Annotated in this window: 22 protein-coding genes and 1 pseudogene; 8 read left to right on the top strand and 15 right to left on the bottom strand. The window is 60.4% G+C overall.

The genetic code is table 11. From position 1 onward, the window contains the following. The first annotated feature begins 133 nt into the window (after positions 1-133). The gene (locus AEQ67_RS20770; protein WP_059405706.1) at positions 134-1330 is read left to right on the top strand and encodes a multidrug effflux MFS transporter; all 1197 of its coding nucleotides are present in this window, start codon (positions 134-136) and stop codon (positions 1328-1330) included. A gap of 8 nt (positions 1331-1338) precedes the next feature. On the opposite strand, the gene AEQ67_RS35995 is transcribed toward AEQ67_RS20770, so the two are convergent. The 3 genes from AEQ67_RS35995 to AEQ67_RS20760 all read right to left on the bottom strand — a co-directional run bounded on the left by AEQ67_RS35995 (position 1339) and on the right by AEQ67_RS20760 (position 2997). Next, entirely contained in the window at positions 1339-1509 is a 171-nt protein-coding gene (locus AEQ67_RS35995; RefSeq protein ID WP_177333666.1) for a hypothetical protein, read from the bottom strand. Between the two features lie 148 nt (positions 1510-1657). Further along, positions 1658-2671, bottom strand: coding sequence for a zinc-binding alcohol dehydrogenase family protein (locus tag AEQ67_RS20765; protein ID WP_059405705.1), 1014 nt, complete (start codon positions 2669-2671; stop codon positions 1658-1660). Between the two features lie 32 nt (positions 2672-2703). After that, the gene (locus AEQ67_RS20760) at positions 2704-2997 is read right to left on the bottom strand and encodes a putative quinol monooxygenase (RefSeq protein WP_059405704.1); all 294 of its coding nucleotides are present in this window, start codon (positions 2995-2997) and stop codon (positions 2704-2706) included. Positions 2998-3114: 117 nt separating this feature from the next. On the opposite strand from AEQ67_RS20760, the gene AEQ67_RS20755 reads away from it, so the two are divergent. From AEQ67_RS20755 to AEQ67_RS20745, 3 genes are all read left to right on the top strand, one after another. Continuing rightward, positions 3115-4044, top strand: coding sequence for a LysR family transcriptional regulator (locus AEQ67_RS20755; RefSeq protein WP_059405703.1), 930 nt, complete (start codon positions 3115-3117; stop codon positions 4042-4044). A gap of 278 nt (positions 4045-4322) precedes the next feature. After that, complete coding sequence (locus AEQ67_RS20750; protein WP_059405702.1) at positions 4323-5057, top strand: ArsR/SmtB family transcription factor; 735 nt, start codon at positions 4323-4325, stop codon at positions 5055-5057. A gap of 129 nt (positions 5058-5186) precedes the next feature. Then, entirely contained in the window at positions 5187-6569 is a 1383-nt protein-coding gene (locus AEQ67_RS20745; RefSeq protein ID WP_059405701.1) for an MFS transporter, read from the top strand. A 112-nt stretch (positions 6570-6681) separates the two neighbouring features. On the opposite strand, the gene AEQ67_RS20740 is transcribed toward AEQ67_RS20745, so the two are convergent. The 3 genes from AEQ67_RS20740 to AEQ67_RS20730 all read right to left on the bottom strand — a co-directional run bounded on the left by AEQ67_RS20740 (position 6682) and on the right by AEQ67_RS20730 (position 9903). Continuing rightward, the gene (locus tag AEQ67_RS20740; RefSeq protein ID WP_059405700.1) at positions 6682-7635 is read right to left on the bottom strand and encodes an adenosine deaminase; all 954 of its coding nucleotides are present in this window, start codon (positions 7633-7635) and stop codon (positions 6682-6684) included. A gap of 81 nt (positions 7636-7716) precedes the next feature. Further along, positions 7717-8682, bottom strand: coding sequence for a 2-oxoglutarate and iron-dependent oxygenase domain-containing protein (locus tag AEQ67_RS20735; RefSeq protein ID WP_059405699.1), 966 nt, complete (start codon positions 8680-8682; stop codon positions 7717-7719). A 138-nt stretch (positions 8683-8820) separates the two neighbouring features. Beyond that, positions 8821-9903, bottom strand: coding sequence for a BMP family ABC transporter substrate-binding protein (locus tag AEQ67_RS20730; protein ID WP_059405698.1), 1083 nt, complete (start codon positions 9901-9903; stop codon positions 8821-8823). Positions 9904-10220: 317 nt separating this feature from the next. On the opposite strand from AEQ67_RS20730, the gene AEQ67_RS20725 reads away from it, so the two are divergent. Beyond that, a complete protein-coding gene (locus AEQ67_RS20725; RefSeq protein WP_059405697.1) occupies positions 10221-11309 on the top strand; it encodes a calcium:proton antiporter in 1089 nt (362 codons plus the stop codon). A gap of 122 nt (positions 11310-11431) precedes the next feature. On the opposite strand, the gene AEQ67_RS20720 is transcribed toward AEQ67_RS20725, so the two are convergent. The 3 genes from AEQ67_RS20720 to AEQ67_RS20710 all read right to left on the bottom strand — a co-directional run bounded on the left by AEQ67_RS20720 (position 11432) and on the right by AEQ67_RS20710 (position 14110). Then, complete coding sequence (locus tag AEQ67_RS20720) at positions 11432-12790, bottom strand: 8-oxoguanine deaminase (protein ID WP_059405696.1); 1359 nt, start codon at positions 12788-12790, stop codon at positions 11432-11434. 257 nt (positions 12791-13047) lie between these two features. Then, a complete protein-coding gene (locus AEQ67_RS20715; RefSeq protein ID WP_059405695.1) occupies positions 13048-13734 on the bottom strand; it encodes an SDR family oxidoreductase in 687 nt (228 codons plus the stop codon). Positions 13735-13759: 25 nt separating this feature from the next. Then, positions 13760-14110 (bottom strand): MerR family transcriptional regulator, encoded by a 351-nt coding sequence (locus tag AEQ67_RS20710; RefSeq protein WP_059405883.1) that lies wholly within the window; start codon positions 14108-14110, stop codon positions 13760-13762. Positions 14111-14192: 82 nt separating this feature from the next. On the opposite strand from AEQ67_RS20710, the pseudogene AEQ67_RS20705 reads away from it, so the two are divergent. Continuing rightward, a pseudogene (locus AEQ67_RS20705) lies at positions 14193-14632 on the top strand (hypothetical protein). 40 nt (positions 14633-14672) lie between these two features. On the opposite strand, the gene AEQ67_RS20700 reads toward AEQ67_RS20705, so the two are convergent. The 6 genes from AEQ67_RS20700 to AEQ67_RS20675 form a co-directional block, all read right to left on the bottom strand. Beyond that, complete coding sequence (locus AEQ67_RS20700) at positions 14673-15599, bottom strand: ABC transporter permease (RefSeq protein WP_059405694.1); 927 nt, start codon at positions 15597-15599, stop codon at positions 14673-14675. After that, positions 15599-16705 (bottom strand): ABC transporter permease, encoded by a 1107-nt coding sequence (locus tag AEQ67_RS20695; RefSeq protein WP_059405693.1) that lies wholly within the window; start codon positions 16703-16705, stop codon positions 15599-15601. Before AEQ67_RS20695 ends, AEQ67_RS20700 begins: the two co-directional genes overlap by 1 nt. Positions 16706-16716: 11 nt before the next feature. Continuing rightward, on the bottom strand, positions 16717-18282 hold the full coding sequence (locus AEQ67_RS20690; protein ID WP_059405692.1) for an ABC transporter ATP-binding protein: 1566 nt from the start codon (positions 18280-18282) through the stop codon (positions 16717-16719). Positions 18283-18883: 601 nt separating this feature from the next. Continuing rightward, the gene (locus AEQ67_RS20685) at positions 18884-19465 is read right to left on the bottom strand and encodes an IMPACT family protein (RefSeq protein WP_059405691.1); all 582 of its coding nucleotides are present in this window, start codon (positions 19463-19465) and stop codon (positions 18884-18886) included. Between the two features lie 7 nt (positions 19466-19472). Next, entirely contained in the window at positions 19473-20123 is a 651-nt protein-coding gene (locus AEQ67_RS20680; RefSeq protein ID WP_059405690.1) for a TetR/AcrR family transcriptional regulator, read from the bottom strand. 199 nt (positions 20124-20322) lie between these two features. Next, positions 20323-21243, bottom strand: a complete 921-nt coding sequence (locus tag AEQ67_RS20675) for a LysR family transcriptional regulator (protein WP_059405689.1) — start codon at positions 21241-21243, stop codon at positions 20323-20325. Between the two features lie 125 nt (positions 21244-21368). Here AEQ67_RS20675 and AEQ67_RS20670 point away from each other — a divergent pair, with 125 nt between their 5' ends. After that, positions 21369-22718 carry an aspartate aminotransferase family protein gene (locus AEQ67_RS20670; protein ID WP_059405688.1) on the top strand — a complete coding sequence of 450 codons (1350 nt, stop codon included), beginning with the start codon at positions 21369-21371 and terminating at the stop codon, positions 22716-22718. A 77-nt stretch (positions 22719-22795) separates the two neighbouring features. Then, complete coding sequence (locus AEQ67_RS20665; RefSeq protein WP_059405687.1) at positions 22796-24289, top strand: CoA-acylating methylmalonate-semialdehyde dehydrogenase; 1494 nt, start codon at positions 22796-22798, stop codon at positions 24287-24289. The last annotated feature ends 229 nt before the right edge of the window (positions 24290-24518 follow it).

Genomic DNA, 24518 nt, shown 5'->3' with positions numbered 1-24518 from the left:
CGAGCAAGCTCGGCTCCTACAGGTTCGGTGGTTTGCCGGGGTTTTTTATTAGTTAGCGACCTATCGGAATGTTCAAGGCGTCGATGCGCGGCTAGACTGTCGGGCTGCCGACCTTTGTCCAACGGGATGCCCGATGAACTTCCGTACCATTCTGATTCTTGGCGCCTTGAGCGCTTTCGGTCCGCTGGCGATCGATTTCTATCTGCCAGCGTTCCCGGCGATGGCGCTCGCGTTCGGCACCGATGAAAAACACGTCCAGTTGACCCTGGCGGCGTATTTCCTCGGGTTGTCCCTTGGTCAGCTGGCTTACGGCCCGGTGGCGGATCGTTTCGGGCGACGCATTCCCTTGCTGACCGGCGTCGGTTTATTCACCGTTGCGTCCGTGGCCTGCGCCTTTGCGCCGAATCTGGAATGGCTGATCGGCGCGCGTTTCGTTCAGGCCCTGGGTGGTTGCGCGGGGATGGTGATCTCGCGGGCGGTGGTCAGCGATAAATGCGATGCGGTGGGTTCGGCGAAGGTCTTCTCGCAATTGATGCTGGTGATGGGGCTGGCGCCGATTCTGGCCCCCATGCTCGGCGGACTGTTGGTCAACACCACGGGCTGGCAGTCGATCTTTCTCGTACTGACCGGTTTCAGTGCGGCGGCCGGGTTGGCTGTGGCGTTCGGGCTGCCGGAGAGTCTGCCGGCCCATGTGCCGCGTCAACCCTTGTCGGGGGCGCTGCGTCAGTACGGTCGCTTGCTGTCGGACCCGATCTACCTCGGCCACGCCTTGACCGGCGGCATCGCCATCGCCGGGATGTTTGCCTACATCGCCGGTTCACCGTTCGTCTTCATCAAGCTGTACGGCGTACCGGCCGAGCATTTCGGCTGGCTGTTCGGCACCAACGCGGCGGGGTTCATTCTGGTGGCGCAAGTCAACGCGCGACTGCTGGCCAAGCGTGGCCCGGCGTTTTTGTTGGCGCGCACGGTATGGATTTACGTCGGTGGCGGCCTGGCGCTGCTCGCGGTCAGTGCATTGCACACCGAGCAGCTATGGCCGTTGCTGATTCCGCTGTTTGTCTGCATCGCCAGCCTGGGTTGCATTCTCCCCAACGCCTCGGCCTGCGCGATGAACGGGCAGGGCGCCCGGGCCGGCAGCGCGTCGGCGATGCTCGGTTGCCTGCAATTCAGCGTCGCGGCCGGGGCTGCGGCGCTGGTGGGGGTTTTACACGATGGCAGCGCCGTGCCGATGGCCATGGTCATCAGCCTGTGCGGAATTCTGGTGGTGAGCGTCGCGATGCTCACCCGGCGTTTGCAAAATGCCCGGGCACTGGCACAAGCCCAGGTCTGAGGATGGCCTCAGCCAGCAGCGCGCTGCTGCTGGACGGGAATTTGATGAGGGGCTTGCAGGCGCGCTTCAAGGGTGCGGGTGAAGGCACGCGCTTCGGCTTCGCTACGGAACGTCACGGCGTGTTGGTCCAGGCGGACCTGCCAGCAGGATGTTGCCACTTCTTTTATCAGGATCTTCATTGCTGAGCTCTCCTCTCGTAAAAGATGTTCTGTAAAGATGGTGCCGCGGAGTTTCGATTGTAGACCCCGAATACGATCACCATTGTGACAACGGTCAACTCTCGGACTGACGGTGTCGTCCGGGCGGACGACACTGTTTCAATCTATTTCAGAACCCTTCAAGCACGATCTTGCCTTTGGACTTTCCGCTTTCCAGCAGCTCATGAGCACGCCGCAGGTTAGCCGCGTTGATGGTCCCGAAGTGCTCGCCCACCGTGGTTTTCAACGTCCCGGCATCGATCAGCCCGGCCACGCGGTTAAGCAATTTGTGTTGCTCGATCATGTCGGCGGTTTCGAACAGCGAGCGGGTGTACATGAACTCCCAGTGCAGCGACAGGCTCTTGCGCTTGAGCTTGGTCACGTCCAGCGCCTTCGGATCATCGATCAAGGCCAGCTTGCCTTGTGGCGCCAACGCCTCGACCAATTGGTCCAGGTGATGATCAGTCTGGGTCAGGCTGGCAACGTGGGTTACCTGATCGAGGCCGGCGCGTTTCAACGCTTCGCTCAACGGCTGGCTGTGATCGATCACCAGGTCGGCACCCAGTTCACGCACCCAGCTCTGGGTTTGTGGGCGGGACGCGGTGCCGATGACTTTCAGCCCGGTGAGCTGGTGGGCCAGTTGCGTGAGGATCGAGCCGACACCGCCGGCCGCGCCGACAATCAGCAGGCTCTGGCCTTCATCGGTGTTGCCTTCGCGCACTTGCAGGCGTTCGAAGAGCAGTTCCCACGCAGTGATGGCCGTCAACGGCAGCGCAGCGGCTTCGGCAAAACCGAGGGTTTTCGGCATATGGCCGACGATCCGCTCATCCACCACGTGCAGTTCGCTGTTGCCGCCGGCGCGGGCGATGGAGCCGGCGTAGAACACTTTGTCGCCGGCCTTGAACAGCGTCACCTCACTGCCGACCGACTTGACCACCCCGGCCACGTCCCAGCCCAGCACTTTCGCCGCGCCCCCTTCGGGCTGGACGTTCTGGCGAACCTTGGTGTCCACCGGGTTCACCGAAATGGCTTTGACTTCGACCAGCAGGTCACGCGGACCGGCCACCGGTTCTGGCAGTTCGATGTCTTGCAGGGATTTCTCGTCGCTGATCGGCAGGGAGGCGTAGTAGGCAATGGCTTTCATAAGGGAACTCCGAAAAAGTAATAAAGGAAGGATCAGGCCACGGTACGCAGGCGCTTGAGATCGAAGTGTTCGAGAAAGTCCCCGGCCTTGGCGCGAAAGTTCTGGATATGTGCGCTGGCGTCATGGGCTTGCAGGGCTTCGTCGCTGCTCCACTTTTCGATCATGTAGAAGGCCAGAGGGTTGGCGAGGTCCTGATGCAGGTCGTATTGACCGCAACCGGCTTCGGCGCGGGTCGGTTCCAGCAGCGCTCGCAGGTGTTGTTCGAGGGCATCTTGCTGGCCGTCTTTGGCGATGAGGGTGGCAATAGCGGTAAACGGCTGGGACATGGTCGACTCCGGGAACGGGTGATTTCGATGGAGCAGATGATTGGTTATTTCTTCGCAAGATAAAACCCGCTAAAAGAGCAGTCTCTTTCAATATTTTTTTGATAATCAGGGCCGAAGATGCTTCGTTTCGATGATTTGCAGTTGTTTGTCCGGGCGGCGGACCTGGGCAGCCTGTCGGCGGCAGCGCGTGGCATGGACATGTCGCCGGCGGGGGCCAGTGCGGCGTTGAAGCGTATCGACCAGCAACTTGGCGCCCGCTTGCTCGCCCGTTCGACCCGCAGCCTGCGCCTCACCGCCGAAGGCGAGGGATTTCTCGAGTACGCCCGGGCGGCCCTGAGCAACCTCGATGAGGGCCGACGGTTGTTGGCCAGCGGCCAGGACCAGGTCAGCGGGGTTTTGCAGCTGTCGGCGCCTTCGGACTTCGGGCGCAACCTGCTGTTGCCGTGGCTGGACGAGTTTCAGCGTGAGCATCCGAAACTCACCGTGCGCTTGCTACTCGGCGACCGTATCGCCGATCTGTTCCGCCAGCCGGTGGACATTGCCCTGCGTTACGGCGAGCCGGAAGACTCAAGCCTGGTGGCGTTGCCCATCGCCCCGCACAACCGTCGCGTGCTCTGCGCATCACCCGAATACCTGGCCCGGCAGGGCGAGCCGCGGCAACTGGAGCAACTGGCCCAGCATAATTGCCTGCTGTTCATGCTTGGCAGCCGCGTCCACGATCACTGGAGTTTCCACGACGGCAAGCGCGAGGTCAGCCTGACGGTCAGCGGTGATCGTTTCAGTGACGATGCCGATGTGGTGCGTCTGTGGGCGGTGGCGGGTGCAGGGATCGCCTACAAATCCTGGCTCGATGTCGCCGCCGATGTACTGGCCGGTCGCTTGAAAGTGCTGATGCCGGAGTTGCTGTGTGAGCGCGCACCGCTGAATTTGTTGTGCGCCCATCGCGCACAATTGAGTAAGCCGGTGAACCTGTTGCGGGAAATGCTTGCCAGCCGATGCGCTCGTTTAAGCAGTCAATTTCCGCCGTTATCGGGTATCGATCATTAGTCGCAGGTAAAAAGCGAAATTTCACTCAGGAACTATCAGCAGCAATGGTTTTCCCGTGGGCAAGAACCGGCGGTTAACCCGCTTATACTAGCGCCCGCCTCATGTACGCACCGTCGATCTTGCAACCCTGGACCTTCGCCACAGCTGCGAAGCAATGGCCTGTGTGAGTGAGAGGCTTTGCCCAGGCTTATGGCGGATTGCACGTCTTGGCCGACGACACATTACTGGTCAAGATGTCTCTGAGCAGTAGACGAAACGATTCAACAGGGAGTGAATACATGGAACATGCACCTTGCATCAGTCAGGTCGCCACGTTGCTGGCTGACCCAAAGCGCAGCGCAATGATGTGGGCCTTGATGGACGGCTCGGCGCGACAAACCGAAGAGCTGGCATTGTTGGCCGGCCTGTCACCTTCTTCGGCCAGTGCACACTTGGGGCGTTTGTCCGCGGGAGGTCTGTTGAAAGTCGAGGCGCGCGGGCGCAAACGGTTTTTTCGACTGGCCGCGCCCGAAGTCGGCGCCGCAATAGAGGCACTGGCCAGCGCCACCCTGGCCAGTACGCCACGGCAACTCCCGGACATTTTCAATCGCACGGCACCCAGTGCCAAACCTCCGGCGGCGCCTTCGTCATTGTTGCGCGCCAGGCTCTGTGACGATCATTTGGGCGGCACCCTGGCCGCCGATCTCTACCAGCGTCTGCTGGATGCGGGCTGGATCGAGCAGTTCGATCAGCGGGTCACGATCACGCACAAGGGCGCTACGCAACTGGCGGCACGCGGTGTGTACATCCAGGCGCTGGCTCATCGCAACGGCAAGGTCGCCTGCGCGTGCCCTGACTGGAGCGAAAGACGCCCGCACATGGGCGGCTCACTGGGGGCGGCGTTGCTGCAGTTGTTCATGCAGTCCGGCTGGTTGAGCCTGCCCAACGATTCGCGTGCCTTGCAGACCTCCGCTGCGGGGCAGCGTGAAATTAATCGTTTTGCCAAGGAAAACGAGCTGGAAATGGCGTTGTAGACACCTTCAAGATCGACGTCCGAGCGCTCGGGCGTCGTTCAGGGTTGTGGCCAGGTCGCATCCAGCAACAGCCCGTGGCGGCTATCGCGCACACTCGATCCAGGGACTTTCGGATTGGGGGGATGTGGCATGGAAACACGAGGCTTCAGCGCGGCAGAACGATTGGAACGGCTGCCCATCAGCGGTTATCACCGGATTATTTTCATCATCATTGCCCTGGCGTTTTTCTTCGACTCCATGGACCTGGCGATGATGACGTTCCTGCTCGGCTCGATTAAAACCGAATTCGGCCTCAGTACGGCGCAGGCCGGGTTGCTGGCCAGTTCGAGTTTTTTCGGCATGGTGGTGGGGGCGTCATTGTCCGGCATGCTGGCCGACCGCTTTGGACGCAAACCAGTGTTCCAGTGGAGCATCGTATTGTGGGGCATCGCCAGCTACCTGTGTTCCACGGCGCAAAACGTCGAAACCCTGACGTTGTTCCGCATCCTCTTGGGGATCGGCATGGGCATGGAGTTTCCCATCGCTCAGTCGATGCTGTCCGAGCTGATTCCAGCCAAAGGGCGCGGTCGTTATATCGCGTTGATGGACGGTTTCTGGCCGCTGGGTTTCGTCGCGGCCGGGCTGCTGTCGTACTTCCTGTTGCCGGTGATTGGCTGGCGCGACATCTTCCTGGTCCTGGCGGTGCCGGCGGTGTTTGTCCTGGCGATCCGCTTTTTCATTCCGGAATCTCCGCGTTGGCTGGAACAGGCCGGGCGGCATGACGCGGCGGACAAGGTGTTGCTCGGTATCGAAAGCAAGGTCCGAATTTCGCTGGGACGCCCGGATTTGCCAGAGCCGATTCGACTGCCGCACGTGGCGAGTACGCCGGGCACCTTCTTCTCCGCGTTGCAGCAGATCTGGTCGCCGCTGTACCGCCAGCGGACGATGATGATCTGGAGTGTCTGGTTCTTTGCCTTGCTCGGTTTCTACGGCCTGACGTCGTGGCTCAGTGCGCTGCTGCAACAGTCGGGTTTCGCCGTGACCCAGTCGGTGTATTACACCGTGCTGATTTCCCTTGGCGGGATTCCCGGTTTCCTGATGGCGGCCTGGCTGGTCGAGCGTTGGGGGCGTAAACCGGTGTGCGTGGTAACCCTGCTGGGAGGCGGGGTGATGGCGTTTCTTTATGGTCAGAGTGCGGTGTTTGGCGGCAATGTCAGCCTGCTGATCGCCTCGGGGCTGTTGATGCAATTTTTCCTGTTCGGCATGTGGGCGGTGCTCTACACCTACACCCCGGAGTTGTACCCGACGTCGGCGCGGGCCACGGGCTCGGGCTTCGCTTCGGCAATCGGTCGCGTGGGCTCGTTGCTTGGGCCGTTGGTGACCGGGTTGGTGTTCCCGATGACCGGGCAGGGCGGAGTGTTTGCGCTGGGCGCGATGTGTTTTGCGATTGCGGCGGGCGTGGTGTGGGTGTTCGGGATGGAGACGCGGGGTAAGACGCTGGAAGAACTGTCTGAGGCCACACCCATCGCCTGATCACCAACCCCCCTGTAGGAGCTGGCTTGCCAGCGAAGAGGCCATCACATTCAACATTGATGTCGAATGTGAAACCGCATTCGCTGGCAAGCCAGCTCCTACATTGGTGGTCTTACGGTTTGATCAACCGCGCATCCAGGCTGTTCTGCGCCAAGCGCTTGGCCTGGTCCTGGGTCATGCCCAGATCGGTATACAGCGCATGGAAGTTCTCGGTGACGTACCCACCGAAGTACGCCGGGTCATCCGAATTCACCGTCACTTTCACGCCACGTTCAAGCATGTCGAGGATGTTGTGCTGGGACATGTGATCGAACACGCAAAGCTTGGTGTTCGACAATGGGCACACGGTCAGCGGGATCTGCTCGTCGATGATCCGCTGCATCAAACGCTCGTCTTCGATGGCGCGCACGCCATGGTCAATGCGCTGGATTTTCAGCAGGTCGAGGGCTTCCCAGATGTACTCGGGCGGGCCTTCTTCACCGGCATGGGCGACGGTCAGGAAGCCTTCGTGACGGGCACGATCAAACACACGCTGGAACTTGCTTGGTGGGTGACCCATCTCGGAACTGTCCAGACCGACAGCCACAAACGCATCACGGAATGGCAGCGCCTGGTCGAGGGTTTTCTCCGCCTCTTCTTCGCTCAAGTGGCGCAGGAAGCTCAGGATCAAACCGCTGGTGATGCCCAGTTGCTGCTCGCCATCCTTCAACGCAGCGGCGATGCCGTTAAGCACGACTTCGAACGGGATGCCACGGTCGGTGTGGGTCTGCGGGTCGAAGAACGGTTCGGTGTGGATCACGTTCTGCGCCTTGCAACGCAGCAGGTAGGCCCAGGTCAGGTCGTAGAAATCCTGAGAGGTGCGCAACACGTCGGCGCCCTGGTAATACAGGTCGAGAAACTCTTGCAGGTTGTTGAAGGCGTACGCCTTGCGCAGGGTTTCGACGTCGCTCCACGGCAGGGCGATCTTGTTGCGTTCCGCCAGGGCGAACAGCAACTCGGGCTCCAGCGAGCCTTCCAGGTGCAGGTGCAGTTCTGCCTTGGGCAGGGCGTTCAGCCAGTCGTACATAGTTGAAATCTCATCAGGTGCAATGACGGCATTCTACAGATGCTCGACGCAACAATTGGTAAAACCTGACCAGCAGGTTCATCACACGGCTTCCTGCTCCCGTCGATAAGCGTAAGTGTCGGCGAAGCGCGAGAGCAGGAATTGTGCGCAGGTGGTGGCCGGATACTTCGCCGGGTGTTGTTCATCCTGGCAACCGGGCAGGCATTCGATGGCCGTATCGGGATGCGGCTCGGCGAAGAACGGCATCGAGTAACGGTCCACGCCCCGCGGGCTGATCACCCGGTGCGGCGGCGACAGGTAACGGTCGTTGCTCCAGCGCGCCATCATGTCGCCGAGGTTGACCACGAAGGTGCCGTCGATGGGCGGCGCGTCGATCCATTGGCCTTTTACGTTTCGGACTTGCAGACCACCGGCGGCGTCTTGATACAGCAGCGTGATGCAGCCGTAATCGGTGTGAGCGCCGGCGCCTTGCTGCTCAGTGGAACTGGCGGTGTGGCGCGGCGGGGAATGAATCATGCGCAGCACGCTGACCGGCTCAACGAAGCGAGGGTCGAAAAAATCGCGCTCGATGCCCAGTGCCAGCGTCATCGCGCGCAACAGGGTTTGCGCGAGAGCCTGCATGTCGATGTAGTGCTGCTCCATCAGCGGTTCCCAGCCCGGCAGCGTCGGATGGCGGTTAGGGCCACGCAGCGGTTTTTCCGCCAGTACTTCGGGGTGGTCGGCGGGCAAGTGCAGGCCCATGTCGAAGGTTTCTTTCAGGTCGCTGGGTTTGCTCGGGTCCAGTTGCTCGGTGGCGATTGCGCCGTAGCCGCGGTGGTGACGGGACTGGGTGATGTCGATCTTGAGTTTTTCGGCGGCGGGCAGGGCGAAGAAACGTTTGGCGCTGCCGAGCACGGCATCGATGCGTGATGGGCTGATCGGGTGACCCTTGATATAGAAAAACCCCCATTCGCGGCAGGCATGGTCGATTTGTGTGGCGACGGCTTGACAGGCGGTTTGGTCATCGCTGTAGAGCGGGGCGATGTCGATGATTGGCAGACTGGTCATACTCAACCCTATAAGCGCTGAAGGTCCTGTGGGAGCGGGCTTGCCCGCGATAGCGGTGTGTCAGTTACATCATTGCTGGATGTGCCGCCGTCATCGCGGGCAAGCCCGCTCCCACAGGTATTGTTTTGTTGGAAGGAATTACTTCGGAATGTCAGCCTTCATGCCTTCGACGTAGTAATTCATCGATGCCAGTTCCGCATTGGTCGCGCTTACGCCGGCCGGGATTTTCTCGACGCCCGCCTGATCCTTGATCGGCCCGGTGAACGGGTGGAAGGCGCCACTCTTGATATCGGCGATGATCTGCTCGGCTTCGGTTTTCACCGCAACCGGCACCAGGTCGCTGATCGGCAGCTCAACCGTACTCTCCTCCAGACCACCCCAGTAATCCTGCGACTTCCACACATGGTCGAGCACGCTTTGAGTCGCCTGAATGTAATGCGGACCCCAGTCGTTGACGATGGACGTCAGCACCGCTTTCGGCCCGAAGTGGGCCATATCGGAAGCGTAGCCCACGGCGTACACACCGCGACGTTCGGCCGCCTGAATCGGCGCCGGGCTGTCGGTGTGCTGGAAGACCACGTCCACGCCCTGATCGATCAATGCGTTGGCGGCATCGGCTTCCTTGCCCGGATCAAACCAGGAATTGACCCACACCACCTTGATCTCGGTGCCCGGGTTGTACTTGTTCAGGGCCAGTTGAATGGCGTTGATGTCGCGGATCACTTCCGGGATCGGGAAGGATGCGACGTAGCCGATCTTCTTGGTCCTGGTCATTTTCGCCGCGAGGAAACCGCCGACATAGCGACCTTCATAGGTGCGCGCCAGGTAGGTGCCGAGGTTCTTGTCCTGCTTGTAGCCGGTGGCGTGTTCGAAGGTCACCTTGGGAAATTGCTTGGCGACTTTCAGGGTCGGGTTCATGTAGCCGAAGGAGGTGGTGAAGATCAAGTCGTACTTGTCCTTGGCCATGTTGCGGATCACCCGTTCGGCGTCGGCACCTTCGGCGACGTTCTCCACGTAATTAGTGGTGATCTGTGAACCGAATTTTTCCGCCAGCGCTTTGCGCCCCTGTTCATGCTGATACGTCCAGCCGTGATCACCGATCGGGCCGATGTAAACGAAGCCGACTTTCAGCGGGTCGGCGGCGCTGGCGCTCAGGCTGGCGCTCAGACCGATAGCCGCCGCAACAGCGCCAAGCAGCTTCTTCAACGGACGTTTGTGCATGAATTCGAACTCCATGTTGTTGTGAGGTTGGCAAGGCCAATGCAAATCACTGACCAACAGGACAACAAATGGCTGAAACCGTGTAACGGCCTTCGCGGGCAAGCCTCGCTCCTACAGGTTTTGCGTAATCCGTGAGACTGGCACTGGACCTGTAGGAGCGAGGCTTGCCCGCGAAGAGGCCCGCAAGGCCAATAAAAGTGCACGGCCTGGCACTGCTGCCATCCACTGGTGCGCTAAGGTGTAACGAAACGTTAGCGCCGCCCCGCAGTCAGTAGCTCACCACACTGATTTCGCCCCACTCGGCAAAAAGGCCCGCAATGCTCACACTCCTCAAGCAAGAAAGTTTTCTGCTGCTGGCCCTGATCGCTGCCGTCGTCGCCTATCCGATGGAGCACTGGATGCTCAGCAATGGCCAGCCCATCGCGCTGGTATCCGGGCTGGTGCTGATCGCCTTCATCGTCGCCGCCTCCATGCGCGTCGCCCATCAGGCCGAACTGCTCGCCGAAAAAGTCGGTGACCCCTACGGCACGATGATCCTGACCCTGGCGGCGGTGCTGGTGGAAGTGGTGATCCTGGCGATCATGATGAGCAACGAAGCCTCAAAAACCCTTGTGCGTGACACGATTTATTCGGCGGTGATGCTCGACATCAACGGCATCCTCGGCCTGGCTGCGTTGATGGGCGGGATCAAGCACGGCGAACAGTCGTACAACGATGATTCGGCGCGCAGCTACAGCGTGATGATCCTCACCGCCATGGGCGTTTCCATGGTGGTGCCGGAGTTCATCCCCGAGGCCAACTGGAAGATGTATTCGGCGTTCACCATCGGCGCGATGGTCGTGCTCTACACCTTGTTCCTGCGCATGCAAGTCGGCCCGCACAGTTACTTTTTCAGCTACAGCTACCCGGAAAAGCGCCGCAAAAAAGAACCCGCCGAAGAACCGCCGCCGATCAATCTGGCCCTGAGCATCGGCACGTTGGTGTTCGGTGTGGTGGTGATTGGCGCATTGGCCGAAGTGATGTCCAAGACCCTTGATCTGGGGCTGGAAGGGACGGGCGCACCGCCGGTGATCACGGCGATCCTGGTGGCGGCGATTTCCGCGGCGCCGGAGATTCTGACCGCGTTGCGGGCGGCGTTGGCCAATCGCATGCAGTCGGTGGTCAACATCGCCATGGGCGCGTCGCTGTCGACGGTGATCCTGACCGTGCCGGTGATGGAAGCGATGGCGCTCTACACCGGTCAGCCGTTCCAGATGGCGATGACTCCGGTGCAGACGGTGATGATTTTTCTTACCTTGATCGTTAGTGCAATCAACCTTAACGATGGCGAAACCAACGCCATCGAAGGCATGACCCACTTTGTGCTGTTTGCGACGTTCATCATGTTGTCGCTGCTCGGTCTCTGAACCCAACACATAACACTGTGGGAGCGGGCTTGCCCGCGATGAGGCCATCACATTCAACATCTCTGTTGGCTGACAAACCGCTATCGCGGGCAAGCCCGCTCCCACATTTGGTTGGTGTTGTGTCAGGTGCCGCTGATCAACTGCCGAGCCGCCTGGCTGTGATCGGCAATCAACCCTTTCAGATCCAGCCCCTCGACCTGCCCATCAATCACCCGCCATTTGCCACCGACCATCACTCGATCCGCCCGATCCGCGCCGCATAACAGCAACGCCGACACCGGATCATGACTGCCGGAGAAACGCAGTTCATCGAGCTTGAACAACGCCAGGTCCGCTTGCTTGCCCACCGCCAGCTCACCGATATCGCTACGCCCCAACAAACTCGCCGAACCCTTGGTCGCCCAACCCAAGACCAACTCCGGGGTGATCTTCTCCGCGCCGTAACGTAGCCGCTGAATGTAAAGCGCCTGGCGGGTTTCGAGCATCATGTTCGAGGCATCGTTGGACGCCGAGCCGTCCACGCCCAAGCCCAGTAACGCGCCCGCTGCGGTCAGATCCAGCGTCGGGCAAATGCCGGAAGCCAGGCGCATGTTCGAACTCGGGCAATGGCAGATCCCGGTGCCGGCGGCGCCGAGGCGGGCGATTTCGTCCGGGTTGAAATGGATGCCGTGGGCCAGCCAGGTGCGCGGTCCGAGCCAGCCGACACTGTCCAGATAATCCACGGTGCGCAGGCCGAAGCGTTGCAGGCAGAAATCTTCTTCGTCGAGGGTTTCCGCCAGATGCGTGTGCAGGCGCACGTCGAGTTTATTCGCCAGATCGGCGCTGGCCGACATGATTTCCGGCGTCACCGAGAACGGCGAGCACGGCGCCAGGGCGATCTGGATTTGCGCACCATCACCGCGTTCGTGGTACTCGGCGATCAGGCGTTGGCTGTCGGCGAGGATCACTTCGCCTTCCTGCACGGTCTGCTGCGGTGGCAGACCGCCGTCCTTTTCGCCGAGGCTCATCGAGCCGCGCGTGAGCATGGCGCGCATGCCCAGTTCGCGCACGCTCTCGACTTGTACGTCGATCGCATTTTCCAGGCCTTCGGGAAACAGGTAATGGTGATCGGCCGCCGTGGTGCAACCGGACAGCAGCAATTCGGCTAACGCGACTTTGCTGGCGAGGGCGAGTTTTTCAGGGGTAAGGCGTGCCCAGACCGGGTACAGGGTTTTCAGCCACGGAAACAACGGCTGATTGACCACCGGCGCCCAGGCGCGGGTCAGGGTTTGGTAGAAATGGTGATGGGTGTTGATCAGTCCCGGCAGGATCACATGCTCGCGGGCATCGAAGATTTGTCCACAGGGCGCGGAAGGTTGCTGGCCAGCGGCGAGCACTTCGACGATCAAACCGTCTTGCAGCACCAGGCCGCCACGGGCATCGAGCGCATTGGCCGTGAAAATGGCGAGGGGATTTTTTAACCAGGTACGGGTCGCAGGCATGTTGGCCGGCTCCTCTGAAAGTTGGGTTCAGGGTTGCCAGCTCAGTGATTACCCTGTCTGCTGATCCAGGGTCGCCGGGGAGGCGAGGTGCGAAGTTTCAAACAAAAGCGCGTCGCGGGCAAGCCCGACTCTCTCGGACCCGACGCCTGACCTGTAGGAGCGAGGCTTGCCCGCGAAGGCGGAGTGTCAGTCGATATCGATGTTGCATGAGACACCGCCTTCGCGGGCAAGCCTCGCTCCTACAGGGTATTGCGGGGTTACCAGGGAATGGTTTCACCCCGGTAGTTCACGAAGTGATGCCCACCCTTGCCGGTATACGCATTCACCTGATCAACCAACCCGCGCGTGCTGGTCTCCACATCGATATCCGCGCCTTCACCGCCCATGTCGGTCTTCACCCAACCTGGATGCAGCGACAGCACCGTCAGCTTCTGCTCGCCCAACTGCGTGACGAAACTGTTGGTCATCGAGTTCAGCGCAGCCTTGCTGGCCTTGTACAACGCCAGCTCCGGCGCGTCCGGCATGGTCACGCTGCCGAGCACCGAACTCATGAACGCCAGCACGCCAGTGTCTGGACGAATCTGCCCGGCAAAACGCTGGGCCAGGTTGATCGGCGCCACCGCGTTGGTGAAGAACAGCTGACCGACTTCGGCCAGCGTCGCGCCCCCCGGCGTCTGAACCTCCGGCCCCTTGACCCCGGCATTCACGAACAACAGGTCAAACATTTCACCCTTGAGCTGTTGACTGAGGGCGATGACCGCCTGCTGATCATCCATGTCGAGTTTTTCGATCCGCACCTTGCCCAGGGCCTGCAAGGCTTCGGCGTTCTGCGGGTTGCGCACGGTGGCGGTGACTTGCCAGCCGTCGGCCAGCAGGGTTTTCACCAGCCCAAGGCCCAAGCCCCGGGAGGCGCCGATGATGAGTGCGGTTTTTGCCATAGACATGAGTGGCTTCCTTGATAAATGAGGATCACGGATTCAATGGGCAGCGTTGCCCGATGCGTTGCTGCAACTCGTGACGCAGCGCGCCGAGTTCGTCCATGCGGGTTTCAATCAGCTTGAGCTTGTCTTGCAGCAATTGCGTGACGGCGCTGTCCGAATCGGGCGACTGCCACAACGCGGCGACGCTGTTGCCGATCTCGCCGAGGGTAAAGCCCAGCCGTTGAGCGGTCTTGATGTACAGCACCAGTTGCACCATGTCCGGCGGATAGTCGCGATAACCGTTGGCGCTGCGTGGCGCCGCGATCAATCCGCGCTGCTCGTAGAAGCGCAGCGTGTCGCGGCTGACGGCGCTGGCCAAGGCTAATTCACCGATGCGCATCATGACGTCTCGAGAGGGCTTGACCCTGGAGCATACTCCAGGCTTTAGCCTTGTTGCTCCCTGATTTTCTGGAGCAAGAGCGATGTGGACTTCTGCGCAATATCGGCAACTGGTGCGCGGCAGCGCGTGGTATGACCTAATCGTCACGGCAGCGTTTATTACCCCGTGGAGTTTTGCGGCCTTGCATGGGTTGTTGGTGAATGTGAGTCAGGCTTTCAACCTGCCGGGGGAGTTGCCGGTGTTTGAGCCGATGCACATGCTGATGGCGAATCTGTTGGGATCGATTGTGTGCGTGTGGGCGGTGTTGCGGATTCGTGATCCGCAGCTGGTGTTTGGGCGGTATGACGCGGCGGGGCGTTCCTGTTTGCCACTTGGCAACTCTATGCCTTGGTTCATGGTGGCAGTTCGTTGTTGGTGATTTTCCTGTTCTTTGAATTGGCGTGGGGCGTGGTTCAGGTGTTGCCTGTCAGGGCCTCATCGCGGGCAAGCCTCGCTCCTACAAGAGCGACGCAAACCCTGTAGGAGCGAGGCTTGCCCGCGAAGAGGCCCGCCCGGCCACCGCCTAATGCCCGCCCTGCCACGGCTGTCCCAACGACACCGGCGCATACAAGCGCGTCCGCAGCGCATCCCGCGACAACAGTACCAACACCACAATCGTAGCCACATACGGCAGCATCGCCAGCAGGCTCGACGGAATCGCCAGCCCCAACCCCTGCGCCACCAAATGCAGGATGCTGGCGAGCCCGAACAGATACGCCCCCAGCAGCAACCGCCACACCCGCCAACTGGCAAACACCACCAGCGCCAAGGCAATCCACCCGCGCCCGGCGCTCATGTTCTCCGCCCACATCGGCGTGTACGCCAGCGACAGATAAGCCCCGGCCAATCCAGCCATCGCGCCGCCAAACAACACCGCCAAGGTACGCACAGCCAACACCGGCAAACCCATCGCGCTTGCCGCGTCCGGGTTTTCCCCGACGGCCTGAATCATCAGCCCGACACGGCTTTTCAGAATCACCCAGGCCACCAGCGCAAACACCACGAACGACAGATACACCAGCCAATCCTGGGCAAACAGCATCCGCCCGATCAGCGGGATTTCACTCAGATAAGGAATCGCCACCGGCTCGAAGCCCGCCAGCGGTTTACCGACCCACGCCGCGCCGCCAACCGTCGACAGGCCCACGCCGAAGAGCGTCAACGCCAACCCGGTGGCCACCTGATTGGCGTTGAACACCAGCGCGCCCAACGCAAACAACGATGACAGCAGCATCCCTGCCAACATCGCCAGCAACACCCCGAGCCACAGGTTGCCGCTGTTCAGCGCGACGATAAAACCGATCACCGCGCCAAACAGCATCATGCCTTCCTGCCCCAGATTGAGGACGCCACTTTTCTCGCAGATCAATTCACCGAGCGCGACCAACAGCAACGGCGTTCCGCATCGGACCATGGCGTAGAAAATATTGCTCAGCAGATCGATATCCATCACAGGGCTCCTGCGTGTACGGCGGTGGTTGGCGCACGGCGCGCCCAGCGCAGGTTCAAGCGCGGTCGGTAGAGAATCAGCACATCACTGGCCAGCAGGAAAAACAGCATCATTCCCTGGAACAATTGAGTGATCGCTTGCGGCAGATTCATGCTCATCTGCGCGCTCTCGCCGCCGATGTACAGCAGCGCCATCAACAGGCTGGAAAACAGAATGCCGATGGGATTCAGCCGGCCGAGAAACGCCACGGTGATCGCCGCATAGCCGTAGCCCGGTGAAACCTGCGGCACCAATTGGCCGATCGGTCCGGTAACTTCGCAGACCCCGGCCAATCCGGCCAAACCACCGCTGATCAACAGCGCCAGCCAAATCAAGCGCTTCTCGCGAAAGCCGACAAAACCGGCCGCACGCTTGTCCAGCCCGAGCACTTTGATCTGGAAGCCGATGAAGCTTTTCTGCAGCAGCACCCACACCGCCACCAACGCGAGCAGGGCGAAATACACCCCGGCGTGAACCCGACCATCTTCGATCAACAACGGCAACCGGCTGGCATCGCCAAACATCGCCGACTCCGGGAAGTTGAACCCGGCGGGATCCTTCAACGGTCCATGCACGCAGAACAGCAGCAGGTTCAGGGCGATGTAATTGAGCATAATGCTGGTGAGGATTTCGTTGGCGTTGAAGCGCGTGCGCAACCACGCCGTCAACCCGGCCCACGCCGCGCCGGCCAGGGTGCCGGTGAACAGGATCAACACCAACGCCCAGCGGCTTTGCATGTCGATGATATTCACCGCCAACGCACTGCCGGCCAACGCGCCGAGCAGCAACTGACCTTCGGCGCCGATGTTCCAGATCCGCGCTTGATAGGCCACGGCCAGCCCCAGCGCGCAGAGCAGAATCGGCAACGCTTTGACCAACAATTCAGAGACACCATACACGTCGCTGATCGGCGCGATCAGTAGCGTGTGTAAGGTCAGCAACGGGTCGTGGCCCAAAGCGATAAACAGCAGCGAGCCGCAGCCCAGTGTCAGGACCGCCGCCAGCAACGGCGAGCACCACAACATCAGGCGTGATTGCTGGCCACGGGGTTCGAGAGAAAGCAGCATGGGTAACTCCGTTAAACCGTTGCGGACGCGGGTAATTGAGGGGCATCGAACTGGCCGGCCATCCAGCCGCCGACGTCGATCAGTCGCGTGTCGACTGTCGCCTTGAGCGGCGACAGTCGGCCGCTGCTCAAGGCACCGAGTCGATCGCAAATCTGGAACAGTTCGTCGAGGTCTTCGGAGATCACCAGGATCGCCGCGCCGGCATCGCGCAAGGCAATCAGCGCGCGGTGAATGGTCGCGGCGGCACCGACGTCCACGCCCCAGGTCGGGTGCGCGGCTACCAACAGTTTCGGCTGCTGGAGGAATTCCCGGCCGAGGATGAATTTCTGCAAGTTACCGCCGGACAAGCTGCGGGCGGGTGTTTGCGCATCGGGTGTCTTGACCCCGAAGCGGTGGATGATGTGTTCGGCCAGGGCTTCAACCTTGCCTCGCTGGATCAGGCCTTTGCTCACCAATCCCTGTTGAAATGCCGTGAGCAAGGCATTGTCCGCGAGGCTCAATTCCGGCACCGCGCCATGCCCCAGACGTTCGGCGGGGACGAACGCCAGGCCGAGTTTGCGTCGAGCATCCGGGCGCAAGTGCGCCACAGGTTGGCCGCCGAAACTGATCGTCCTGCCCTCGTTGCGGTGCAGGCGTTCTTCGCCGCTGAGCAAGGCGAGCAATTCATCCTGGCCATTGCCGGCCACGCCAGCGATGCCGACGATTTCGCCGCTGCGTACTTCCAGGTCGATGTCTTTCAGCGAGCAGCCGAACGGGTCCGGGTTGTGCCAGGACAAGCCGATCACGTTCAAAAAAGCATCGCCGCCCATGACCTTCGGATAGTCCGCTATCAGCTCGGCCGCTTCACCGACCATCAACCGCGCCAGTTGCTGATCCGTGCACTCGGCCGGCACGCAATGCCCGGCCACTCGCCCGCCGCGCAATACCGTTGCGCTGTGGCACAGCGCGCGGACTTCAGCGAGCTTGTGGCTGATAAACAGAATGCTGCAGCCCTCGGCCGCCAGCCGACGCAGGGTGACGAACAATTCGTCGGCCTCCTGCGGCGTCAGCACCGAGGTCGGTTCGTCGAGAATCAGCAGGCGGATGTCTTGCATCAGGCAACGAATGATTTCTACCCGCTGGCGTTCACCGATGGACAGGCTGTGGACAAGTCGCTCCGGCTCCAGCGCCATGCCGTAGCGCCGGGATACCTCACGGATTTTCGGCCCCAGCTGTTTCGGCGTACCGGCCGCCGCGCCCATTGCCAGCGCAATGTTCTGCGCCACGCTGAGGGTTTCGAACAGCGAGAAATGCTGGAACACCATGCCGATCCCCAGGCTTCGAGCCTGGGCCGGGTTGCGCAGGGACACGCGTTGCCCTTGCCAAAGCACTTCCCCCGAATCGGCGTGGGTGACGCCGTAGATAATCTTCATCAGCGTGCTTTTGCCCGCGCCGTTTTCACCCAGCAGCGCGTGGATTTCACCGGGGGCAATGCTCAGGTCGATGGCGTCGTTGGCCAGGCAACCGGGGTAGCGTTTGCTGATGTTGCGCAGTTGCAGACGAGGTGTTTGATCGGGGATCGGCACGGAGATGGGCATGACAGGCTCGAGTCGACTGAGTTGATGCCTGTGGATAAAGCAATTTCCTGGCCATTGAGTCAGGAAAGCTGCAAAGACTTATCAGCCGAGGCGTTGAGCAAGCGGCTTGGCGCCTCGTCGATTCGGAGTCAGGCACCAATAGAGAGCAAAGCCGTTGATCAGGCTCGGTTTTTGCCCGTGATGATTTGATCAAAAAACGAGCAACCGCTCGAAAGCCATGCCGGACATGGTGCGGCGACAGCCATGAACGGGTTATCCACAGATTGCTCCACAGTATTTGTGCGCAAGCTCAAAGGTCGGGCATAAGCACTGGGCGGCTATCTTCTAAAGGTGATAAACCGCTCTAACTCTATGTTTTTACGTGGATTTAGCAATTTCGATAGTGGATTGGACGAAAAATGAACAAAGCCCGCAAAGCCGCATGACAGAAGGGTTACAGCCGTATGTGCTCAGGTTATCCACAGCCGGGTGCACAGCAGATGTGGGCAAGTGTGGAGCGCACAGAAAATCACTAATGCCCCAAAAGATCGCAGCTTCCGGCAACTGCAATCCCTGTAGGAGCTGTCGAGTAAAACGAGGCTGCGATCTTTTGATCTAGTTTTTACCGCTCCAAGAGAATGCGCCCACGACTCAAATCCGCCAGCTGCAATTGCAATGTTTCAATCAGCCCTTCGCCAACAGCCAATTGCAGTTCAACCCCGTTGGCGGTGAAATCCTCTCGCACAACCAGCCCACCCAGTTCCGCCACCCGAAGCTTCACCAACGCCAACTCGCCAAACGCACAGGCGCAGCTCACCGGCACCCGACTGATCAACTCAACCTTCGGCGCCCCTTGCAGGCATTTATTGGCACCGCCGCCGTACGCCCGGGCGAGCCCGCCGGTGCCCAGTTGAATGCCGCCATACCAACGAATCACCAGTACCGCGACCTGGTCGCAGTCCTGCGCTTCGATTGCTGCCAGGATAGGCCGGCCCGCCGTGCCGCCAGGCTCGCCGTCATCGTTGCTGCGGTATTGATCGCCGAACTTCCACGCCCAACAATTGTGCGAGGCATTCAGGTCGCTGTGCTGTTCGAGAAATGCCTGGGCTTCAGCGGGTGTGCTGATCGGCGCGGCGAAGGTGATGAAGCGGCTTTTGCGAATTTCTTCGCGGTATTCACAAAAGCCGCTGAGGGTAAAAGGCATAAGAGTCTTAGATAGCAGGCGTCAGGCCGCAGCCCTTGAGAATGATGCGGATCAGGTTGTCGCCGGCGTCTTCCATGTCTTGCTTGGTCAACTTGGTGCGCCCGGTGACACGGCAAATCTGGGTGGCGAAATCGGCGTAATGCTGGGTGCTGCCCCACAGCAGGAAGATCAGGTTGACCGGGTCGACCGGGTCCATTTTGCCGGCATCAATCCACGCCTGGAACACCGCCGCGCGGCCCTGGAACCAGGCGCGATAGTCCTGGTTGAAATATTCGGTCAGGCATTCGCCACCGCTGATGACTTCCATGGCAAAAACCCGCGAGGCTTGCGGCTGGCGACGGGAGAATTCCATCTTGGCGCGGATGTATCGCGTCAATGCTTCGGCCGGATCGTCGTCGGCGGTCAGGGGGTTGAAGGTGCTGTCCCACAACTGGAGGATGTTGCTCAACACCGCCACGTACAAACCGAGTTTGTTGGTGAAGTAGTAATGCAGGTTTGCCTTGGGCAACCCGGCATTCAGGGCGATGGTGTTCATGCTGGTGCCTTTGAACCCGTGACGGGCGAACTCGTCTTCGGCGGCTTTGATGATGGTCTCTTCGTTCTTCTGACGAATGCGACTGGCAGGTTTGCCGCCGTGAGCTGGGACTTCAAAGGTCATAGGCACTTCCGAACAGGTAGGTGGGTGCAACCAGTGCGTTGATAGCGCACCCACAGGCTCCAGACAAGTCCTGACGCAATAAAACCTGCCTCCCACAATCCCTGTAGGAGCCGAGCTTGCTCGCGAAGGCGGCGTGTCAGTCACCATTAATGTTGAATGTTAAGCCGCCTTCGCGAGCAAGCTCGGCTCCTACAGTTTTTCAGCGTGTAGCGGCCAGGCTCTCGAGGAAACTTTCCAGCACCAAATGCGGGCGACGACCCTTGCGGGTGACCGACGCGAGGCTCAGGTCATAAAACCGCGCTTTGGGTTTCAGCGCGCGCAGTCGGCCCTGCTGCACCCAAAGGGCGGCGTAGTGATCCGGTAGGTAACCGATGTAGCGCCCGGTCAGGATCAGGAACGCCATACCTTCCCGGTCGGAAGCACTGGCGGTGCAATTGAGCGCCTGGTAATGCGCTTGAATCTCGGCGGGCAATCGGAAGGTCGGGGCGATGGCGTCCTGGCTGTTGAGGCGCTCGTCGTCCAGTTGTTTGTCGTCGACATAAAACAGCGGATGGCCGACCGCGCAATACAGCAGCGAGCGTTCGCTGTAGAGCGGCTGATATTCCAGCCCCGACAGTGCACTGGCTTGCGGCACGACGCCGACATGCAGGCGACCATCGAGCACGCCTTGCTCGACTTCATTGGGCGCGATCATGCGGATCTGAATTTGCACGTCCGGGCCACGCTCCTTCAATTGCGCCAAGGCGTGGGTGATGCGCATGTGGGGGAGGGTGACCAGGTTGTCGGTCAGGCCGATGGTCAATTCGCCGCGCAAATGCTGGTGCAGGCCGTTGACCTCAGTGCGAAAACTTTCCAGCGCACTCAATAGCTGCAACGCCGATTGATAGACCTCGCGACCTTCTTCAGTCAGGGAAAACCCGGCGCGACCGCGTTGGCACAGGCGCAAACCGAGGCGCTGCTCAAGGTCGCTCATCTGCTGGCTGATGGCCGAACGACCGATCCCCAGCACCGATTCCGCCGCGGAGAAACCGCCGCATTCCACCACGCTGCGAAAAATCCGCAACAGGCGGATATCAAAGTCGCTGACTTGCGCCAGTGGATCGGGTCGACGGCTGCTCATAGTTTAGTGAATGCCTGACTGAACGTTAGAAGAGTTGGATTTCACCGACTTTATCCCCGTGGCAATTTAGCTGCAAGAACGCTTTTCATCTCCATGTCGCTCATTGCCCTGCGAGGTTTTGCCCCATGAACTTGCCCGAAAACGCCCCGTCTTCCCTGGCCAGCCAGCTCAAGCTCGATGCTCACTGGATGCCTTACACCGCCAACCGTAATTTTCAGCGCGACCCGCGACTGATTGTGGCGGCGGAAGGCAGCTGGCTGATCGACGACAAGGGCCGCAAGGTCTATGACTCGCTGTCCGGTCTGTGGACCTGCGGCGCCGGGCACACTCGTAAGGAAATCCAGGAAGCGGTCGCCAAACAATTGGGCACCCTGGATTACTCGCCGGGCTTCCAGTACGGCCACCCGCTGTCGTTCCAGCTGGCCGAGAAAATCACCGACCTGACTCCGGGCAATCTGAATCACGTGTTCTTCACCGACTCGGGTTCCGAGTGCGCGGACACCGCCGTGAAGATGGTCCGCGCTTACTGGCGCCTGAAAGGCCAGGCCACCAAGACCAAAATGATCGGCCGCGCCCGTGGTTACCACGGCGTGAACATCGCCGGCACCAGCCTTGGCGGTGTGAACGGCAACCGCAAAATCTTCGGTCAGGCGATGATGGACGTCGATCACCTGCCGCACACCTTGCTGGCGAGCAATGCATATTCGCGTGGCATGCCGGAGCTGGGTGGTATCGCCCTGGCCGATGAACTGCTGAAGTTGATCGAACTGCATGACGCGTCCAACATCGCCGCCGTGTTCGTCGAGCCCTTGGCCGGTTCCGCTGGCGTGCTGGTTCCGCCACAGGGTTACCTCAAGCGTCTGCGCGAGATCTGCGATCAGCACAACATCCTGCTGGTGTTCGACGAAGTGATCACCGGTTTCGGTCGTACCGGCAAAATGTTCGGTGCCGATACCTTCGGCGTGACCCCGGACCTGATGTGCATCGCCAAGCAAGTCACCAACGGCGCGATCCCGATGGGCGCGGTGATTGCCAGCTCCGAGATCTACCAGACCTTCATGAACCAGGCGACGCCTGAGTACGCGGTGGAATTCCCGCACGGCTACACCTATTCCGCGCACCCGGTGGCTTGCGCCGCTGGCCTGGCCGCACTCGATCTGCTGCAAAAGGAAAACCTGGTGCAGAGCGTGGCCGAAGTCGCGCCGCATTTCGAAAATGCGCTGCATGGCTTGAAAGGCTCGAAGAACATCATCGACATCCGTAACTACGGCCTGGCCGGTGCGATCCAGATCGCACCGCGTGACGGCGATGCCATCGTGCGTCCGTTCGAGGCGGGCATGGCGCTGTGGAAAGCCGGGTTCTACGTGCGCTTCGGCGGCGACACCCTGCAGTTCGGCCCAACCTTCAACAGCAAGCCGCAAGACCTTGATCGCCTGTTCGACGCGGTCGGCGAAGTGCTGAACAAGATTGACTGATTTCTTCTTCTATATCCCTCTATAAAAAACAGGCGCCCTTTGACGGGCGCCTGTGAACAATTTTTCAGGAGCTGCGCATGAGCGTTATCCCGCATTTGATCAATGGCGAGCTGGTGACCGAAGAAGGTCGTACCGCTGACGTGTTCAACCCGTCTACCGGCCAGGTCATCCACAAGCTGCCATTGGCCAGCCGCGAAACCATCCAGAAAGCCATCGACTCGGCCAAGACTGCATTCCCGGCCTGGCGCAACACGCCGCCGGCCAAACGTGCGCAGGTGATGTTCCGCTTCAAGCAACTGCTGGAGCAGAACGAAGCGCGCATCGCGCAACTGATCAGCGAAGAACACGGCAAGACGTTGGAAGATGCTGCCGGTGAACTGAAACGCGGTATCGAGAACGTCGAGTTCGCCTGTGCGGCGCCGGAAATTCTCAAAGGCGAGTACAGCCGTAACGTCGGCCCGAACATTGATGCCTGGTCGGACTTCCAGCCGCTGGGCGTGGTCGCTGGCATTACTCCGTTCAACTTCCCGGCCATGGTGCCGCTGTGGATGTATCCACTGGCGATCGTCTGCGGCAACTGCTTCATCCTCAAACCGTCGGAACGTGATCCAAGTTCCACGCTGTTGATCGCTCAGCTGTTGATCGAGGCCGGGCTGCCTAAAGGCGTGTTGAGCGTGGTGCACGGCGACAAGGCTGCGGTGGATGCGCTGATTGAAGCGCCGGAAGTCAAGGCACTGAGCTTTGTCGGCTCGACGCCGATTGCCGAATACATCTACGCCGAAGGCACCAAGCGCGGCAAACGCGTCCAGGCGCTGGGCGGGGCGAAGAACCATGCGGTGTTGATGCCGGATGCGGATCTGGATAACGCAGTCAGCGCACTGATGGGCGCGGCCTATGGTTCCTGCGGCGAGCGTTGCATGGCGATCTCGGTGGCGGTGTGCGTCGGTGACCAGGTGGCGGATGCGTTGGTGGCCAAACTGACGCCGCAGATCAAGGCGTTGAAAATCGGTGCCGGTACGACCTGCGGTCTGGACATGGGGCCACTGGTTTCCGGTCAGGCGCGTGACAAGGTCAGTGGCTATATAGAAGACGGCGTTTCGGCTGGTGCATCGTTGGTGGTCGATGGTCGTGGTCTGAGCGTGGCGGGTCATGAGGAAGGTTTCTTCCTGGGTGGCTGCCTGTTCGATAACGTCACACCAGAGATGCGCATCTATAAAGAAGAGATCTTCGGGCCAGTGCTGTGCGTCGTTCGGGTCAACAGCCTGGAAGAAGCCATGAAGCTGATCAACGATCACGAATATGGCAACGGCACCTGCATCTTTACCCGCGATGGGGAAGCGGCGCGGTTGTTCTGCGACGAGATCGAAGTCGGCATGGTCGGCGTTAACGTACCGCTGCCAGTGCCAGTGGCTTATCACAGCTTTGGTGGCTGGAAGCGTTCGCTGTTCGGCGATCTGCATGCGTATGGTCCGGATGGCGTGCGTTTCTACACCCGGCGCAAGGCCATCACCCAGCGCTGGCCGCAGCGTGCGAGCCACGAAGCTTCGCAATTCGCATTCCCTAGCTTGTAAGTAGAAGGGAAGAAGGCCGGCCCCTTGGGGCCGGCCTTCGCGTTTTCGGGGCTTTTTTGCCCTATATGACAGAATTGTGAAATTAGGTGTTGACGGCAAATTCTGAGTGTCTATAATTCGCCCCACTTCCGGCGCAGTCGAAACGGAAAACTCCTTGGAAAACAAAGAGTTACGCAGTTTTCGGCAGCAGGTTGCTTCAGTTCATCGAAGCCTGGCAGGAGTTGAAAGA

Origin of the sequence: Pseudomonas sp. RIT-PI-q (genome assembly GCF_001297125.1) — a bacterium.
Classification (GTDB): domain Bacteria; phylum Pseudomonadota; class Gammaproteobacteria; order Pseudomonadales; family Pseudomonadaceae; genus Aquipseudomonas.
The sequence above is the reverse complement of the archived record's forward strand: the minus strand, read 5'-3'. Positions and strand labels throughout refer to the sequence as shown.